This is a genomic window from Allobosea sp. P4_E12, assembly GCF_056401655.1.
Window position 1 is genome coordinate 254883 of sequence record NZ_JBFUIY010000002.1, and the last position, 17803, is coordinate 272685.

General features: G+C 65.6%; 16 protein-coding genes. 11 read left to right on the forward strand and 5 right to left on the reverse strand.

Annotated features, from left to right (window positions below):
- Window positions 1-156 precede the first annotated feature (156 nt).
- The 9 genes from uxaC to AC1DW9_RS03310 all read left to right on the forward strand — a co-directional run bounded on the left by uxaC (window position 157) and on the right by AC1DW9_RS03310 (window position 9000).
- Window positions 157-1560: a glucuronate isomerase gene (gene uxaC / locus AC1DW9_RS03270; protein ID WP_476775592.1), complete on the forward strand. Its 1404-nt coding sequence runs from the start codon at window positions 157-159 to the stop codon at window positions 1558-1560.
- Window positions 1557-2408 (forward strand): 5-dehydro-4-deoxy-D-glucuronate isomerase, encoded by an 852-nt coding sequence (gene kduI / locus AC1DW9_RS03275; protein ID WP_476775591.1) that lies wholly within the window; start codon window positions 1557-1559, stop codon window positions 2406-2408. The genes uxaC and kduI overlap by 4 nt, the downstream gene beginning before the upstream one ends.
- Window positions 2408-3172 carry a 2-dehydro-3-deoxy-D-gluconate 5-dehydrogenase KduD gene (gene kduD, locus AC1DW9_RS03280; RefSeq protein WP_476775590.1) on the forward strand — a complete coding sequence of 255 codons (765 nt, stop codon included), beginning with the start codon at window positions 2408-2410 and terminating at the stop codon, window positions 3170-3172. The genes kduI and kduD overlap by 1 nt, the downstream gene beginning before the upstream one ends.
- Complete coding sequence (locus AC1DW9_RS03285; protein ID WP_476775589.1) at window positions 3169-3510, forward strand: cupin domain-containing protein; 342 nt, start codon at window positions 3169-3171, stop codon at window positions 3508-3510. The genes kduD and AC1DW9_RS03285 overlap by 4 nt, the downstream gene beginning before the upstream one ends.
- 94 nt (window positions 3511-3604) lie before the next feature.
- Window positions 3605-4588 carry a TRAP transporter substrate-binding protein gene (locus AC1DW9_RS03290; RefSeq protein WP_441488025.1) on the forward strand — a complete coding sequence of 328 codons (984 nt, stop codon included), beginning with the start codon at window positions 3605-3607 and terminating at the stop codon, window positions 4586-4588.
- 173 nt (window positions 4589-4761) lie between these two features.
- Window positions 4762-5295: a TRAP transporter small permease gene (locus AC1DW9_RS03295; protein WP_476775587.1), complete on the forward strand. Its 534-nt coding sequence runs from the start codon at window positions 4762-4764 to the stop codon at window positions 5293-5295.
- A 3-nt stretch (window positions 5296-5298) separates the two neighbouring features.
- Window positions 5299-6579: a TRAP transporter large permease gene (locus tag AC1DW9_RS03300; RefSeq protein WP_441488023.1), complete on the forward strand. Its 1281-nt coding sequence runs from the start codon at window positions 5299-5301 to the stop codon at window positions 6577-6579.
- Window positions 6576-8048: a mannitol dehydrogenase family protein gene (locus AC1DW9_RS03305; RefSeq protein ID WP_476775586.1), complete on the forward strand. Its 1473-nt coding sequence runs from the start codon at window positions 6576-6578 to the stop codon at window positions 8046-8048. Before AC1DW9_RS03300 ends, AC1DW9_RS03305 begins: the two co-directional genes overlap by 4 nt.
- Window positions 8049-8163: 115 nt before the next feature.
- The gene (locus tag AC1DW9_RS03310; protein ID WP_441488021.1) at window positions 8164-9000 is read left to right on the forward strand and encodes a transporter substrate-binding domain-containing protein; all 837 of its coding nucleotides are present in this window, start codon (window positions 8164-8166) and stop codon (window positions 8998-9000) included.
- Window positions 9001-9169: 169 nt separating this feature from the next.
- Here AC1DW9_RS03310 and AC1DW9_RS03315 read toward each other — a convergent pair whose 3' ends face one another.
- The gene (locus AC1DW9_RS03315) at window positions 9170-10342 is read right to left on the reverse strand and encodes an amidohydrolase (protein ID WP_476775585.1); all 1173 of its coding nucleotides are present in this window, start codon (window positions 10340-10342) and stop codon (window positions 9170-9172) included.
- 208 nt (window positions 10343-10550) lie between these two features.
- Between AC1DW9_RS03315 and AC1DW9_RS03320 the strand changes: the two genes are divergently transcribed.
- A complete protein-coding gene (locus AC1DW9_RS03320; RefSeq protein ID WP_476775584.1) occupies window positions 10551-12257 on the forward strand; it encodes a lysine--tRNA ligase in 1707 nt (568 codons plus the stop codon).
- Window positions 12254-12949 (forward strand): nitroreductase, encoded by a 696-nt coding sequence (locus AC1DW9_RS03325; RefSeq protein ID WP_441488018.1) that lies wholly within the window; start codon window positions 12254-12256, stop codon window positions 12947-12949. The genes AC1DW9_RS03320 and AC1DW9_RS03325 overlap by 4 nt, the downstream gene beginning before the upstream one ends.
- 9 nt (window positions 12950-12958) lie before the next feature.
- On the opposite strand, the gene AC1DW9_RS03330 is transcribed toward AC1DW9_RS03325, so the two are convergent.
- From AC1DW9_RS03330 to AC1DW9_RS03345, 4 genes are all read right to left on the reverse strand, one after another.
- Entirely contained in the window at window positions 12959-14014 is a 1056-nt protein-coding gene (locus AC1DW9_RS03330) for a DUF808 domain-containing protein (RefSeq protein WP_441488017.1), read from the reverse strand.
- Window positions 14015-14104: 90 nt separating this feature from the next.
- Entirely contained in the window at window positions 14105-15259 is a 1155-nt protein-coding gene (locus AC1DW9_RS03335; RefSeq protein ID WP_441504420.1) for an acyl-CoA dehydrogenase family protein, read from the reverse strand.
- 148 nt (window positions 15260-15407) lie between these two features.
- The gene (locus tag AC1DW9_RS03340; RefSeq protein WP_476775583.1) at window positions 15408-16607 is read right to left on the reverse strand and encodes an acyl-CoA dehydrogenase family protein; all 1200 of its coding nucleotides are present in this window, start codon (window positions 16605-16607) and stop codon (window positions 15408-15410) included.
- Window positions 16608-16612: 5 nt separating this feature from the next.
- Window positions 16613-17800 (reverse strand): acetyl-CoA C-acyltransferase, encoded by a 1188-nt coding sequence (locus AC1DW9_RS03345; protein WP_476855025.1) that lies wholly within the window; start codon window positions 17798-17800, stop codon window positions 16613-16615.
- Window positions 17801-17803 lie beyond the last annotated feature (3 nt).

The window sequence follows — 17803 nt, forward strand, 5'->3', positions numbered from 1 at the left end:
AGCCACCCATGTCTCCCGAACGCTCCGGCCTGAGCCCTGTGAGCGCCACCCTCCTTAGGCGCTACCACAATCACCTTTGACATACTAGTATATTAGTATATTGATCCGATACGCTTCTCGCCCGTACAGTCGCGGGCCTATCGGGACAGATTGCTGATGTTGCTGCACGATGATCGCCTGTTTCCTGCCGATCCGGTGACGCGAGGCATCGCGCGCCGTCTCTATGCCGGGATTCGCGATCTCCCGATCATCTCGCCACACGGCCATACCGACCCGCGCTGGTTCGCCGAGGACAAGCCGTTCCCGGATCCGGCGACGCTGCTGGTCAAGCCCGACCACTACATCTTCCGGATGCTCTACTCGCAGGGCGTAAAGCTCGAGCAGCTCGGCATCGCCCGCAAGGATGGCGGCCCGGTCGAGACCGATCCCCGTGCGATCTGGCGGCTCTTCGCCAGCCATTGGCGGCTGTTCCGCGGCACGCCGACCCGGCTCTGGTTCGAGCATGCCCTGTCCGGGGTCTTCGGCATCAACGAGCGCCTGAGCCCGGAGAATGCGGACCGCATCTACGACCGCATCGCCGAAAAGCTCGAGCAGCCGGAGTTTCGTCCCCGCGCCCTGTTCGAGCGCTTCAACATCGAGGCGATCGCGACCACCGAGGGCGCGCTCGACGACCTGAAATGGCACGACATGATCCGGGAATCCGGCTGGGGCGGCAAGGTCGTCACGGCCTATCGGCCGGATAGCGTCGTCGACCCCGAATTCGAGGGCTTCAAGGACAATCTCGCACAGTTCGGCGAACTGACCGGCGAAGATGTCACGAACTGGACCGGCTATCTCGCGGCCCACCGCGCTCGCCGGGCCTATTTCAAACAGCGCGGGGCGACCTCCTCGGACCATGGCCACGCCACCGCGCGCACGGCAAATCTCTCGCAGGCCGAAAGCGAGAAGCTCTTCGCCAAGATCCTGAAGGGCAAGTTCTCGGCCGAGGATGCCGACCTGTTCCGCGGTCAGATGCTCACCGAGATGGCGAAGATGAGCCTCGATGACGGCTTCGTCCTGCAGATCCACCCCGGCTCCGTCCGCAACCATAACCCGATGCTGTTCGAAACCTTCGGCCGCGATATGGGCTGCGATATCCCGCGCGGCGTGGATTACGTTTCGGCACTGAAGCCGCTGCTCGATGCGGTGGGCAACGAACCCAACCTGACGGTCATCGCCTTCACCCTCGACGAGACCGTCTACTCCCGCGAACTCGCGCCGCTCGCCGGACACTATCCCGCTTTGAAGCTCGGACCCGGCTGGTGGTTCCTTGATGCACCGGAAGCCATGCTGCGCTTCCGCGAGCTCACGACGGAGACCGCAGGCTTCTACAATACCGTCGGCTTCAACGACGACACGCGCGCCTATCTCTCGATTCCAGCCCGTCACGACGTCGCTCGCCGCTGCGACTGCACCTATCTCGCCAAGCTCGTCGCCGAGCATCGCCTCGGCGAGGACGAGGCGGCGGAGGTGGCCTACGACCTCGCCTATCGCCTGGCCAAGGAGGCCTACCGCCTGTGACCAGCGCAGCGAGCTCGATCGACGAACGCCAGGCCGCGCATCCACGCGATGTGAAGCGCTACGACACCGAGGCACTGCGTCAGGACTTCCTGGTCGAGCGCATCTTCGTGCCGGGTGAGCTGACGCGGACCTACAGCCATTACGACCGCATGATCGTCGGCGGCGCGACCCCGGTGAGCAAGCCGCTGACGCTCGACCCCTTCGCCCCGACCGGCACGCCCTTCTTCCTGGCGCGCCGCGAACTCGGGGTGATCAATATCGGAGGCGCCGGCACGGTCACCGTCGACGGTAAGCAGTTCGAACTGCCGAACCTCGACGCGCTCTATGTCGGACTGGGCGCGAAGGAGGTCAGCTTCTCCAGCGCCGATCCGGCCAACCCCGCCAAGTTCTACCTGACCAGCGCCCCCGCCCATCGCGAGGCGCCGCATCAGCTCATCCGCCAGTCGGATGCCAATACGCTGCATCTCGGCTCGGCCGAGACCTCGAACAAGCGCACCATCCGGCAATACATCATGCCGAACACGACGGGCACCAACCAGCTCGTCATGGGCATGACGGCACTCGAGCCCGGCTCGGTCTGGAACTCCATGCCCTGCCACACCCATACGCGGCGGATGGAAGCCTATCTCTATTTCAACCTCGACCCGGCCCATCGCGTCTTCCATTTCATGGGCGAACCGACCGAAACCCGGCATCTGCTCGTCGCCAACGAGCAGGCCGTGATTTCGCCGAACTGGTCGATCCATTGCGGCTGCGGCACCTCGAACTACGCCTTCGTCTGGGCCATGGCCGGCGACAATGTCGAGTTCACCGACATGGACGCCGCGCCCGTCGAGATGCTGCGCTGATGGTTGCGCGTGCGCCCTTCGATCTCGTCGGGCGCACGGCGCTCGTCACAGGTGCCAATACCGGCATCGGCCAGGGCATTGCGCTGTCGCTGGCTGAGGCCGGAGCCACGGTCGTCGCCGCCGGCCGCTCGTCCATGACCGAGACGGTGGCAAAGATCACCAATGCCGGCGGACGCTGCCTGCCGCTCGCCGTCGATCTGCAGCAACCCGGGATCGCAGCCGAGGCCGTCACCAGAGCCGCCGAAGCCGCCGGCCCGCTCGATATCCTCGTCAACAATGCCGGCATCATCCGCCGCGCCGACGCTCTCGATTTCAGCGAGAGCGACTGGGACGAGGTCATGAACGTGAACCTCAAGGCGAGTTTCTTCCTGTCCCAGGCCTTTGCGAAGGCAGCGCTCGCGGCCGGCCGCAGCGGGCGCATCGTCAACATCGCCTCGCTGCTCTCCTTCCAGGGCGGTATCCGCGTCGCCTCCTATACCGCGAGCAAGAGCGGGCTTGCCGGCCTGACCCGGCTGTTGGCCTGCGAATGGGCGGGCAAGGGCATCAATGTGAACGCGATCGCCCCCGGCTATGTCGAGAGCAACAACACGCAGGCCCTGCGCGAGGATGCCGACCGCAACGCCGCCATCCTTTCCCGCATCCCGGCAGGTCGCTGGGGCAAGCCTTCGGATATCGGCGGGGCCGCCGTCTTCCTCGCGAGTGACGCGGCGGCGTACGTGCATGGTGCGATCATCCCCGTCGATGGAGGCTGGCTGGCACGATGAGCGAGCGTCTCAACTCCTTCTTCCAGCATGAGCGCGACTTCGCCTGGGAGGCGACCGAGCCCGGCGTGAAGCGCAAGATCATGGCCTATGGGCCCGACCTGATGATCGTCCGCGTCGTCTTCGAGGCCGGAGCCATCGGCAAGGCGCACCAGCACCCGCATCGTCAGGCGTCCTATGTCGAGAGCGGCGTGTTCGACGTCACGATTGACGGCAGGACCAGCAGGCTAGCGGCCGGCGACAGCTTCTTCGTGCCCGAAAACCTCGTCCATGGCGTCGTCGCCATCGAGGCCGGGCAGTTGATCGATTCCTTCACGCCGATGCGGAGGGAATTTCTCTAAGGCCGAAGCCGGCATGGGGCGGCACGGCTCCCGAACACGGGGCAAGAACGACCGGGAAAATCCGGCGATCTATTCAAACGGGAGGAACAGGAACATGCTTACAAGACGGACAGTCTCCGCGCTCGTCGGCGCGGCTTTCATCGCAGCGACCGTCGGCGCGGCTCAGGCGCAGAACGTCACCCTGCGCTCCACCGACATCCACCCTGACGGCTATCCGACCATCGAAGCGGTCAAATACATGGGCCAGCTGCTGGATCAGCGGACCAATGGACGCATCAAGATCAACGTCTTCCACTCCGCCCAGCTCGGCCAGGAGAAGGATACGATCGATCAGACGCGCTTTGGCGTCATCGACATGAACCGCATCAACATGGCGCCGTTCAACAACCTGATCCCGGCGACCAACATACCCTCGCTGCCCTTCATCTTCCGCTCGGTCGATCACATGCGGAAGGTCATGGACGGCCCGATCGGCGACAACCTGCTCAAGGATTTTGAGAAGCACGACCTGATCGGCCTCGCCTTCTACGATTCCGGCTCGCGCTCCTTCTATAACGGCAAGCGCCCGATCGGCTCACCAGCCGACATGAAGGGCATGAAGATTCGCGTCCAGCAGTCCGACATGTTCGTGGCCCTGGTCTCGGCGCTCGGCGCCAATGCCACCCCGATGCCGTTCGGCGAAGTCTATTCGGCGCTGCAGACCGGCGTCATCGACGGCGCCGAGAACAACTGGCCGTCCTACGAGTCGACCCGCCATTTCGAGGTCTCGAAGTTCTATTCAACCACCGAGCACTCGCTCTCGCCGGAGGTGCTGGTGATGTCGAAGCGCAGCTTCGACAAGTTCAACGCGGCGGACCAGGCGCTGATCAAGACCGCAGCCAAGGAATCCGTCGCCAAGATGCGCGAGCTCTGGGATGCGCGCGAGAAGGAGTCGGAAGCCAAGGTCAAGGCTGGCGGCGCCCAGATCAACACGGTCGAGAAGCAGCCCTTCATCGACGCGATGAAGCCCGTTTACGACAAGTTCGTCACCGACCCGAAGCTCAAGGAGATGGTTGCTGCCATCCAGGCGGTGAAGTGAAGGCCGGCGCGGCCCTTCCGGCCGCGCCCAGTCACTTGCGTCTCCTTTTCGGCCTTCCCCGGGTGGAGCGGTTCTGACGATCCGGCTTCGCAGGCGGTCTTCACCGCCGGCGAAACTGGAACAAGCCAGCACCACCCGGGAAAATGCGCCTCACGCGGCGCCGGAGCGTCTTGATGCTTCTCCTTGCACAGATCCTGACCCGGCTGGGCGCCAAGCTCTGCCTCATCGCACTGGTTATCGCCGGGGCAGGTCTTGTCGCCATGACCGTGATCGTCGCATGGGGCGTCTTCGGGCGTTATGTGCTGAACGACACTCCGATCTGGGTCGAGGCCAGCGCCCTCTTCCTGATGTCCTGGTTCATCCTGCTCGGCGCCGCGGTCGGCGTGCGCGAGAGCGATCATCTCGGCTTCGAGGTCGGCCTCGCCATGTCGCCACCGCCGCTGCGCAACGGGCTGATCATCCTGACCGAGCTTCTGGTGATGGCCTTCGGCCTCGCCATGCTGGTCTATGGCGCACAGCTTGCCATCGGGACCTGGAGCGACCGCCTGCCGATCATCGGCATCTCGCGCGGCTGGGACTATGTCCCCATCGCGGTCGGCGGCGCCTTGATCGCCCTCTTCTCCCTCGAAAAGCTCATGCTCTTTCTCACCAAGGCAAAATCCGCCCCGCTCGGCTTTACGCATTTCGGCAGCGCACAGGAAGTCTGAGCGATGGAACTCTGGATCCTCTTTGGCACCTTCGCGCTGCTTCTCCTGATCGGCGTGCCCGTGGCTTTCTGCCTGGGCATGTCGTCGATCGCCACCGTCGTCTATATGGGCCTGCCGCCGGTCGTCGTCTTCCAGCAGATGAATTCCGGCATGAACGCCTTCGCCATGATGGCGATTCCGTTCTTCATCTATGCCGGCGACCTGATGATCCGCGGCGGCATCGCCGAGCGCCTGATCCAGATGGCCTCGAGTCTCGTCGGCCATCTGCGCGGCGGCCTGGGACAGGTCAATGTCGTCACCTGCACGCTGTTCGGCGGCATTTCCGGCTCGGCCGTCGCGGATGCATCCGCCGTCGGCGGCCTGATGATCCCGCAAATGGTCAAACGCGGCTACGACGCGGACTATGCGGTCAATGTCACGGCCAATGCGGCGATCATCGCGCTGCTGATCCCGCCCTCGCACAACATGATCATCTATTCGCTCTCGGCGGGCGGAAACATCTCGATCGCCGATCTGTTTACCGCCGGCATCATCCCCGGGCTGATGCTTTGTGCTGCGCTGATGGTTGCGGCCTGGGCCGTCGCGGTCCGGCGCGGCTATCCGCGCGAGGCGTTTCCGGGATTTGCTGCGGTGGGCCGCTACATGGTGCTGGCGCTGCCCGGCATCCTGCTGATCTTCATCATCTTCGGCGGGGTCCGGTCCGGCGTTTTCACCGCAACGGAATCCTCCTGCGTGGCTGTCGTCTACGCCGTCCTCGTCACCATCTTCGTCTATCGCCAGCTCACCTGGACGGCCTTTGTCGAAGCGACCCTTGGCGCGGTTCGCACCACGGCTATGGTGCTTCTGGTGATCGGGACGGCCGGCGCCTTCGGCTGGCTGATGGCCTTCCTGCAGGTGCCGCAGGCGACGATCGGCGCGATGAAGGCGGTCTCGGACAACCCGCTCGTCATCCTGCTGATGATCAATCTCATCCTGCTCGTGCTCGGCACGTTCATGGACATGGCGCCGATGATCATCATCTGCACGCCGATCTTTCTGCCGGTTGTGAAGGCCTTTGGCGTCGACCCCGTGCATTTCGGCGTGATCCTGATCCTGAACGCCGGCATCGGCCTGAACACGCCGCCGGTCGGATCGGTACAGTTCGTCGCCTGTGCCATCGGGCGCGTCTCGATCGGGGAATCGATGCGGACGATCTGGCCCTTCTACGGCGCCAGCGTTGCCGTACTCCTGCTGGTGACCTATGTCCCTGCAATCTCCCTCTGGCTGCCAAGAGTGTTCCATTGACCAGACTGTCGCCGCAAACCCTTGGCAGCCTGCCCAAGACTGTCCGCCGTCCATCCTATGAGCGCGCAGGGCTGAAGCCCGGCATCGTGCATCTCGGGCTCGGCGCCTTCGCCCGCGCCCATCTCTGCGAATATACGGATGATGCGCTCGAGCACGCTTTCGGCGCCTGGGGTATCATCGGCGCCAGCCTGCAGCGCCCCGACCAGCGCGACAGGCTGAAGCCGCAAGGCGGTCTCTACAGCTTCCTGAAGCGGGCTCCAGACGGCCCGCAGATGCGCATCATCGGTTCCGTGCTCGATGTGCTCGTCGCGCCCGAGAATCCCGCCGCTCTCGTCACACGTCTCGCCGCCGCCGAAACGCGCATCGTCTCGCTGACCGTGACCGAGAAGGGCTATTGCCACGACCCGGCCACCGGCCGACTGCGGCAGGATCATCCCGACATTGTTCACGATCTGGAACATCCCGATGCCCCGCGCTCGGCCATTGGCCTGATCGTCGCCGCCCTGAAGCTGCGAAAGGCCGAAGGCCTCGCTCCCTTTACCGCGCTGAGCTGCGACAACCTTCCGCATAACGGCAAGGTCCTGCGCGGCCTGGTGCGCGACTTCGCAGCTCTGCAGGACGATACGCTTGCAGCCTGGATCGAAGCGAATGGAGCCTTCCCGGCGACAATGGTCGACCGCATCGTGCCCGCCACCACCGACGCCGACATCGCGGAGGCCGCCGGCCTGCTCGGTGTCGAAGACGCCGCACCGGTGATCGGAGAACCCTTCCGGCAATGGGCGGTCGAGGATCGTTTTGCCAGTGGCAGGCCCGCATGGGACGAAGTCGGCGCCCAGATGGTCTCCGAGGTCGCGCCCTTCGAGTTCATGAAGCTGCGCATGCTCAACGGTGCCCATTCCAGCCTCGCCTATCTCGGCTATCTCTCCGGCCACGAGACCGTGGCCGAGGCGAGCGGCGATCCCGTGCTCGCCCGCTTCCTGCAGGGGCTCTGGGCCGAGATCATCCCGACCGTGCCCGCTCCGCAAGGCGTCGATCTCACCGACTATGCCGGCGCGCTGCTCACCCGCTTCCGCAACCCCGCCATTCGCCACCGTACCTGGCAGATCGCCATGGACGGCTCGCAGAAGCTGCCGCAGCGTCTGCTCGGCACGATCCGCGAACGCCTCAAGGCCGGTGCGCCGATCGATCACCTTGCGCTCGGCGTCGCAGCCTGGATGCGTTACGTCACCGGCACGGACGAGACGGGCACCGTCATCGATGTCCGCGACCCGCTGGCGGGCGAATTCGCCCGCATCGCGACGCAGGCGGGCCGGAATGCGCAGGCGCTGAGCAGCGGCCTTCTCGGCATCGAAGCGATCTTCGGTAGCGATCTGCCGCGCGAGACGGCCTTCACCAAGGCTGTCGCCCGGCAGCTCGATAGCCTGTTCTCGCAGGGCGCGAAGGCAACGGCGGCGGCGCTGGCGGCCTGAGGCCGAAGCCCGGAAAGCAACAGCGCATGCGGAACCCTCTCCTGCAGGGACAGGGTTCCACATGCGAATAGCGAAACCTCTTGATCAGGCTCGCCCCCTGTCGCCAGATGCGGCCATGAAGCGGCTCGCCCTCCTTGCCTCCACATTCTGCCTTGGCCTCCTGATAGCCGGCACAGCTGCGGCGCAATCTCCCGCGACCGTCCCCAATTTCTGGGATGGCAAGATCAGGCTCGATCGGCCGGAGCCCGGGCCCCCACGCGTGGTTCGTTTCCTGACCGACGACGACTATCCGCCGCTACATTTTGCTGCGCCGGACGGCGCGCTGACCGGTTTCTCGGTCGAGCTCGCCCGTGCGGTCTGCGAGAGGATGCTGTGGACCTGCACGGTTCAGGCCCGCCGCTTCGACACGCTGCTCGATTCCCTGGCCGAAGGGCGCGGCGACGTCCTGGCGGCAGCGATGGCGGTGACGCCGCAGATCCGCGCCCGTTTCAGCGCCAGCCATCTCTATTTCCGCTCCCCTGCCCGTTTCGTCACGACCCGCGGCAGTGCTCAGCCGGAACTCGACAGCCGCGAGTTGCAGGGCAAGCGGATCGCCGTCATCAGCGGCTCGGCGCATCAGGCCTTCCTCGAACGTCTGATGCCCTTCGCCCAGCGCCGTGAAGCCCCCAGCCTGACGGCAGCGATTGCCGCATTGCGCAGCGGCGAGGTTGAATATGTCTTCGGGGACGGCGTCGCGCTTGCACTCACGCTCGCCGGCCGCAACGGCGGCGAGCTCGCCTTCAGCGGCGGCCCCTTCCTGGAAAGCCGCTATTTCGGCGAGGGGGTCAGCTTCCTCACGCGCAAGGATGACCCGACCCTGATACGCGCAATCGACTATGCGCTCCAATCGCTCTGGGACGACGGCACCTATGCCAGGCTCTATCTGCGGTTCTTTCCGGTGAGCCCGTTCTGAAGGGAAGCCAACCCAGGCTCCTCGCCGATCTCGTGTCCGGAGCGCTCGCAATCGGCGCCCGGCCTACCCGGTTCCCCGAAGGCTCGCTGCCGCCCCAATCTCGTCAGGTTCGGTTGCCCCACGCAGAATCAGGAGGGAGGTGAGCCCGTGGACCCGCCTCCCTCCCGTTTCATCGCGCGGGGCGCGTATTGGAGAGCTCGCCCTCGAGCGCCAGGCGGGCCGCGCTTGCCATCCAGCCAGCCGTGGCGGGCAGGATATCGTCATTGAAGTTGTAGCGCTCGTTGTGGAGCTCGCCACCGTCGGTCACCGGGCCATTGCCGATCCAGACATAGGCGCCCGGCCTGTCCGCCATGAAATGGCAGAAATCCTCGCTCGCGGTGCTCGGCGGCACGTCGCGCCGAACCGTCAGACCAGCCTGCTTCGCTGCCGCGACCGAGATCTCTTCTTCCAGTTCGGTATTCGCCGTGGCGCGACCGCCAGTGATGATCTCGATCTCGGCCCGCATCTCGAAGGCCTCGGCCGTGCTGTTGGCAATGCGCTTGAGGCTCCCGATCACGCGATCGCGCACCGCCGGCCGATAGGTCCGGAAAGTGCCGTCGATGGTGACGCTGGACGGGATCTGGTTCGGCGCCTGGCCGCCATGCACCATGCCGACCGAGACGACCGCGCTGTCGAGCGGATCGACATTGCGGGCGACGATCGTCTGCAGAGCCACGATCAGATGGCTCATCGCAACGATCGGATCGCGCGTCAGGTCGGGCTTGGCGGCATGGCCGGCCGTGCCGTGCAGGGTGATCCGGAATCGGCCGGGCTCGGCCATAACCGGTCCGTGATGAACCGCCACCGTGCCGGCTTCCAGGCCGGGCCAGTTATGGAATCCGAAGACGCGCTCCATCGGGAAGCGTTCGAACAGACCGTCGGCGATCATCGCCCGGGCGCCGGCACCATTCTCCTCCGAAGGCTGGAACAGCAGATGGACCGTCCCGCTCCAGCTTTCGTCGCGCGCCAGCAGGGCGGCGGCTCCGAGCAGGGAGGTCGTGTGGCCATCATGGCCGCAAGCGTGCATCACGCCCTTGTTCGTGGAGACATAGGGCAGGTCATTCGCCTCGAGAATCGGCAAGGCGTCCATATCGGCCCGCAATCCGACGCTGCGGTCCGAGTTGCCGCGCTTCAGCGTCGCGACGACGCCGTGGCCACCAATGCCGGCGGTAAAGGGAATGCCGAGTTCGGTCAGCTTCTCCTGAACGAAGGCGGCCGTCGCGCTCTCCTTCAGCGAGAGTTCGGGATGCGCGTGGAGATGTCGTCGCCACGTCTTGAGCGTTTCGAGGAGAGCGTGATCCATGAGGTATCCGATACAGAGCCAATCGCGGAGCGGAGCCTATACGCATGCGCCGCAAGAGCAATTCGACCGAACGCGACCCGGGCAGGCAATGAATGCGGTGCAGGGCAGGCAACGCCCCAGGACAGCCGGCACCGATTGACGCCGCCCGTTCTCATCTGTCAAAGCCGGAGCTTCCGAAAACCTTGAGACAGACGAGGACCCGCCGCAAATGTCCGCTTTCGATCCCACGCTCGTGGATGCCGCCCAGCGTTCGGCCGCCTGGCCGTTCGAGGAAGCACGCAAGCTCGTGGCCCGGATCGAGAAATCGGGCAAGAAAGAGGTGCTCTTCGAGACCGGATACGGCCCCTCGGGCCTGCCGCATATCGGCACCTTTGGCGAGGTCGCGCGCACCTCGATGGTGCGCCACGCCTTCCGCGTGCTCACCGACGACACGGTGCCGACGCGGCTGATCGCCTTCTCCGACGATCTCGACGGCCTGCGCAAGGTGCCGGACAACGTCCCGAACAAGGAATTGCTGGCGAAGCATCTCGGACGGCCGCTGACCGAGGTCCCCGATCCTTTCGGCACGCATGACTCGTTCGGCCGGCATAACAACGCCCGCCTGCGTGCCTTCCTCGACCAGCTCGGCTTCGATTACGAGTTCAAGTCCTCGACCGACAGCTATCGGGCGGGCGAGTTCGACGCGACCCTGCTGAAGCTGCTGGCGCGCTACGACGCGGTGATGAAGATCATGCTGCCAACGCTCCGCGAGGAGCGCGCCGCGACCTATTCGCCCTTCCTGCCGATCCATCCCAGGACCCGCATCGTCATGCAGGTGCCGATCGAGGCGCGCGATGTCGAGAAGGGGACCATCACCTGGACCGACCCGGAGAGCGGCGAGCGTTTCGAGACCCCTGTCACCGGCGGCCATGCCAAGCTGCAATGGAAGCCGGATTGGGCGATGCGCTGGGTCGCGCTCGGCATCGACTACGAGATGGCCGGCAAGGACCTGATCGATTCCGTCAAGGTCTCGTCGGCCATCGCGCGCGCCCTCGATGCGACGCCGCCGGACGGCTTCAACTACGAGCTCTTCCTCGATGAGCAGGGCCAGAAGATCTCGAAGTCGAAGGGCAACGGCCTGACCATCGAGCAATGGCTCTCCTATGGCTCGCAGGAGAGCCTGGCGCTCTTCATGTACTCGCGTCCGCGCGAGGCCAAGAAGCTGCATTTCGACGTCATTCCGCGTGCGGCTGACGAATATCTGCAGTTCCTCGGCGGCTACGAGCGGCAGGATTGGAAGAACCGGCTCGGCAATCCCGTCTGGCATATCCATAACGGCAACCCGCCGGCGCCGGAGGTGATCGCCTCGGGCGAAGGCGATAACGCCGCCAAGACGCAGGTCACCTTCGGGCTGCTGATGAACCTCGTCGCCGTGGCCAATGCCGAGGACAAGGATGTACTCTGGGGCTTCCTGCGCCGCTATGCGCCGGGTGCCTCGCCTGCGACACATCCGCGTCTCGACGCGCTGGTCGGCTACGCGATCCGCTATTTCCAGGATTTCGTGAAGCCAGCCAAGCAATACCGTCCGGCGACGCTGGAGGAGCGGCAGGCCCTGGAGGATCTCTCAGCCAGGCTCGGCGAACTCTCGGCTGCAGGCGTCACCGATGCCGGCACGATCCAGGACGCGGTCTACGATATCGGCCGACGCGATCCCTACAAGACCGTGCAGAAGGACGGCTCGGCCGGCGTCTCGCTCGCCTGGTTCAACACGCTCTACGAGATCCTGCTCGGTGAGCCCAAAGGCCCACGCTTCGGCTCCTTCGCTGCGATCTACGGCATCGAGAACACCCGCGCGCTGATCGCCAAGGCGCTCGCCGGCGACCTGCTCGCCGAGCACCACGCCTTCCTGAAGGCGCGTGAGGCCGCACGGGGATGAACAAACGCACCGCGCTTGCACCGGATATGGTCGAACAGGCCATCCGCAGTCGCCGCGCGGTGCGTGCCTTTCTGCCGGATCCGGTCGATCCTGCGCTGGTGCGGCTCCTGCTCGAACTCGCCGCCCAAGCGCCGAGCGGGACCAATATGCAGCCCTGGAAGGCGCGTGTGCTCGGCCCCAAGAGCCGGGCACGGCTGGAAGCCGGGTTGCTCGCTGCGCTGGACGATCCCGACTTCAAACCGGCGGAGGAGTACCGCTACTACCCGCAGACCTTCACCGAGCCCTATCAGTCGCGCCGCCGCAAGGTCGGCTGGGACCTCTATGGCCTGCTCGGCGTCACCAGGGGTGACCATGAGGGCATGAAGCGGCAGACGGCCTATAACCTGCGCTTTTTCGGCGCGCCGGTCGCGCTGATGGTGACGATCGACCGCGACCTCGAAATCGGCTCCTGGCTCGATCTCGGCATGTTCATCCAGAATCTGCTGATCGCTGCCCAGGCGCATGGCCTCGATACCTGCCCGCAGGCGATTTTTGCCCGCTTTCATCCGGTCGTGCGCGATGCGTTGGCGATCCCCGAGAGCGAGGTCGTCGTCTGCGGCATCGCGATCGGCCATGCCGACCCTGACGCAGCTGCGAACCGGCTCGTGCCGGAGCGCGAGCCGGTCGAGACCTTCACCACCTGGCTCGACTGAAGGCAGGAGCTACACCAGCTTCGGCCTGCTCTTGCCGAACAGCTTCAGCACTGGCGCAACGGCGAAGTGAATGCCGATCATCGTTGCCACGCCCGCGGCCAGCCCGACGACCGCCGACAGCGCCGCCGTCACCAGCCATTCGACAACCGCACCCAGGCCGGGGACGGGGCGGGCCGATGCCACGGCGGCATCGTGAATGAGGTGCCCCACCGCACTGAAGCCATAGCCCTCGAAACCGTGGATCAGGATGCCGCCGCCGACCCAGAGCATGGCAACGGTTCCGACAGCGCTGAGGATCGAGAGCAGCACGGGCATGCTCACCACGAGCCCCCGCCCGAATCCCTTGGACAGGGGCCGCAGCAGGCGGTCGACGATGCTGGGCTCGGCTTCGGCGGGGCGTTTGCCACGCCCAAGGTGAAGCAGGTTTGAGATGGGGTGATCGTTCTGCGCCAGAGCAACGCCGGCATCATCGGCCTTCACGATCAGCGCGACGAGACCGTAGACGAAGGCGGTCATCCCGATGCCGACGATGGCCAGGACCAGCGCCTGCGTCCAGAACGAGGACTGAGACACGCTTGCGAGCGTGATCGCCATGATCTCCGCCGAGAGGATGAAGTCGGTCCTCACTGCACCGCTGATCCTCTGGTTCTCGAACTGGGTGGCGTCGATCCCCGCCGAGGCGCCCTCGCCTTCGACATCAGCGCCATGAGGCCGGACCAGTTCCAGGACCTTCTCGGCTCCCTCGAAGCAGAGATAGAGGCTGCCCAGCATCAGCAGCGGCGTGATTGCCCAGGGTGCGAACAGCGCCAGCAGGAGCGCCGCCGGCAGCAGGAATACCAGCTTGTTCCGCAATGAGCCCAGCGCGATCCGCCCGATGATCGGAAGTTCCCGATCCGCGCTGAACCCGACGGCATAGCGCGGCGTCACGGCCGTATCGTCGATGACGATGCCGGCAGCCTTGGCACTCGCCTTCGCCGCCTGGCTCGCGGCATCGTCGAGGGACGCCGCAGCGACCTTCGCAAGCGCCGCGATATCGTCGAGCAGGGCGACAAGGCCGGAACTCACGATCGCACCTCCGGGGACACGCACTGGGCCAAACCAGTCAACGACGCGGCCCCGAAGATGACAAGGGGCGCCTCCGTCCGGCAAGTCGCCTCAGGAGGCAGCGACCAGCCCGCCAGCCTGCCCGACCCGCCGCAGATGATGGGGGGTATCGCCGAACAGGCTCTCGATCATGGTCAGGCGCTTGAAATAATGCGCGCCGAGATATTCCATCGTCATGCCGATGCCGCCATGGAGCTGCACCGCCTCCTGCCCCACCAGCCGGCAGGAGCGATTGATCTGGACCTTCACAGCCGACAACGCGGCGGTCCGCTCGCCCGCATCGGGATGGCCGACCATCATCGCGGCATAGAGCGCCATCGAGCGGGCTTGTTCGAGCGCCATCAGCATGTCGACGGCGCGATGCTGCAGCACCTGGAACTGGCCGATCGCGACGCCGAACTGCTGGCGCGTCTTGAGATAGTCGACGGTCAGGCCGTGCAGCGCATCCATGATGCCGACAGCTTCGGCGGCGAGCGCAGCAATGGCGTGGTCAGCGACACGCTCGAGGATCGGCAGCCCTGCGCCGAGCGATCCCAGCAGAGCCTCCTGGCCGAGCACGACGCCGGAGAAGGCGATCTCCGCAGCGCGTCCGCCATCCTGTGTCGGGTAGCCTCGGGTTCTCACGCCGGGCGCCGCCGCATCGACGAGGAAGAGGCTGATACCGGTCCGGTCGCGCCGGCCGCCATCTGTCCTGGCGCTCACCACGATCCGGTGCGCGCTGTCGCCATTGATCACGACGCTCTTGGCGCCATCGAGCACGAACCCTGTCTCCGTGCGCTGCGCGCTCGTCGCCACGTCGAAGAGATCGTAGCGTGACTGCTTCTCGGTGAAGCCCAGCGCCAGGCGTAGGGTGCCGTCAACGATGCCCGGAATGATCCGCGCCTTCTGTTCAGCCGAACCGCCGAACCGGACGGCGCCGCCACCCAGCACAATGCTCGCAAGATAGGGCTCAAGCGCCAGTCCCTTGCCCAGCGCCTCCATCACCACCATGGTCTCGACAGGACCGCCGCCGAAACCGCCCTCCTCCTCAGAAAACGGGATGCCGGTGAGGCCCAGCTCCGCAAGCTGCGCCCAACCCTTCTCGGAGAAGCCGAGCGGCTCCTTCGCCAAGGCCTGCCGCGCGTCGAGCGTGCCATAGGCCGCGCCGATCAGCCGCTCGACACTGTCCTTGAGCTGGGCCTGTTCGGAGGAGAGGTCGAAATCCATCGGGTTTCATCCAGCCTGGCGGGGCGCTAGCCACCGCGTCATGCTCGCCCTTGTGGCGAGCTCTTGCGTCCTGCGACGCGCGTGAAGGGAAGACGGGGGTGGCCGGGACAAGCCCGGCCAGGACGCGGCAGGGCGCCAAGCCTCATCGTCAAAGCCCCAGCACCGCCTTGGCGATGATGTTCTTCTGGATTTCGTTCGAGCCGCCATAGATCGAGACCTTGCGGTTGTTGAAATAGCTCGCTGCAGCCGCATCGGCCCAGTCAGGCTCGAAGGGCCAGTCATTGGTGAGGTCGCCCGTCCGCAGCGGCGCGGCAAGCGCGAATGGCCCGGCCACCTCCAGCAGCAGTTCCGTCGTCGCCTGCTGCAATTGGGAGCCCTTGATCTTGAGGATCGAGGAGGCAGGATCGGGTTTGTTGGGATCGCGCCTGCCCTGTGCTGCGACCACCCGCATCTGGGTGATTTCCAGCGCCTTCAGTTCGATCTCGACCAGCGCAAACCGTTCGCGGAAATCGGCGTCATCCCACAGCACACCGTCGCCGGCCGGCATCTCCTTCGCCAGCCGTTTGATCCGGGCAAGACGTTCCTTGGAGAGGCCGATCCGGGCGATGCCGACACGCTCGTTGGCAAGGAGGAACTTGGCATAGTCCCAGCCTCTGTTCTCCTCGCCGACGAGGTTTTCGACGGGCACGCGGACATCGTCGAAGAAAACCTCGTTGACCTCGTGCCGGCCCTCGAGCGTGATGATCGGGCGCAGGGTGATGCCGGGCGTCTTCATGTCGATCAGGATGAAAGAGATCCCGGCCTGCTTCTTCGCCGCGGGGTCGGTGCGCACGAGGCAGAAGATCCAGTCTGCGTGCTGCCCGAGCGTGGTCCAGGTCTTCTGGCCGTTGACGACGTAATGATCGCCATCGCGGACGGCCCGCGTCTTCAGCGAGGCGAGGTCCGAACCCGCGCCGGGCTCGGAAAAGCCCTGGCACCACCATTCGTCGAGATTGGCGATACGCGCGAGGTGCTTCTCCTTCTGGCTCTGGGAGCCGAAGGCCGCGATCACCGGCCCGACCATGTAGCAATTGAACTGCTGCGGCAGCGGCACGGCGGCGAGCAGCATCTCCTCAGTGAAGATATAGCGCTGGATCGGGCTCCAATCCTGCCCGCCCCATTCGCTCGGCCAATGCGGTACGGCCCAGCCGCGCGCGTTCATGACCCGCTGCGAGGTGACATAATCCTCCCGCGCCAGCCCGAGGCCTTCGGAGACCTTCCTGCGGATAGAAGCCGGGATCTCCGTGCGGAAGAACTGCCTCACCTCATCGCGGAAGGCGATTTCCTCGGGCGTGAAGCGCAGGTCCATGATGGCTAGCCCTGATTGATCTCGAACAGCCCCGCGCAGCCCATGCCGCCGGCGACGCACATGGTGACGACGGCATAGCGCGCCTTGCGGCGGCGCCCCTCCAGCAATGCATGGCCAACCAGCCGCGCCCCGCTCATCCCGAAGGGATGGCCGACCGAGATCGCGCCGCCATTGACGTTGACCTTCTCGGGATCGATGCCGAGCGTGTCGCGGCAATAGATCGACTGGGAGGCGAAGGCCTCGTTGAGTTCCCAGAGATCGATATCCGAAACCTTCAGGCCATTGCGCTCGAGCAGGCGCGGCACGGCGAAGACCGGGCCGATGCCCATCTCGTCCGGCTCGCAGCCGGCCGAGGCGAAGCCACGGAAGATGCCGAGCGGCGACAGGCCCCGCCGCGCAGCCTCCTTCGCCGACATCACGACGCTCGCAGCCGCACCGTCCGAGAGCTGGCTGGCATTGCCGGCGGTGATGAACTTGTCCTCGCCGCGCACCGGCTTCAGCTTCGCAAGTCCCTCCAGCGTAGTGTCCGGCCGGTTGCCCTCGTCCTTGGCGAGCGTGACCTGCTCGTTCCGCGTTTCGCCGCTCGCCTTGTCGGTGACGGACATCACTGCGCTCATCGGCACGATCTCGTCGTCGAACAGCAGGCGCTGCTGGGCCGCGGCGGTGCGGCGCTGGCTTTCCAGCGAGAACAGATCCTGCGCCTCGCGCGAGATGCCGTAGCGCTCGGCGACGTTGTCGGCGGTCTCGATCATCGTCGTGTAGATCTCGGGCTTGTGCTTCATCAGCCAGTCGTTCTGGGTGAGTTCGCGCCGCACCACCGGCTGCACCAGGCTGATCGACTCGACGCCTCCGCCGATCGCGACCGGCACGCCGTCCATGACAATGCGCCGCGCCGCATGCGCGATCGCCTCGAGGCCCGAAGCGCAGAAGCGGCTGACGGTGACACCGGCAGACGCGACCGGGATGCCGGCGACCAGCGCGGCATGACGGGCGACATTGCCGCCGGTCGCAGCCTCCGGATAGCCGCAGCCGAGCACGATCTCCTCGATCGCCGCCGGCTCGATCCCGGCCTTCTCATAGGCTGCCTTGATCGCGTGCGCCGCAAGATCGGCACCGCGGGTCTGGTTGAAGGCACCGCGATAGGCCTTGYCGATCGGCGTGCGGGCGGTGGAGACGATGACGGCTTCGGTCATGGA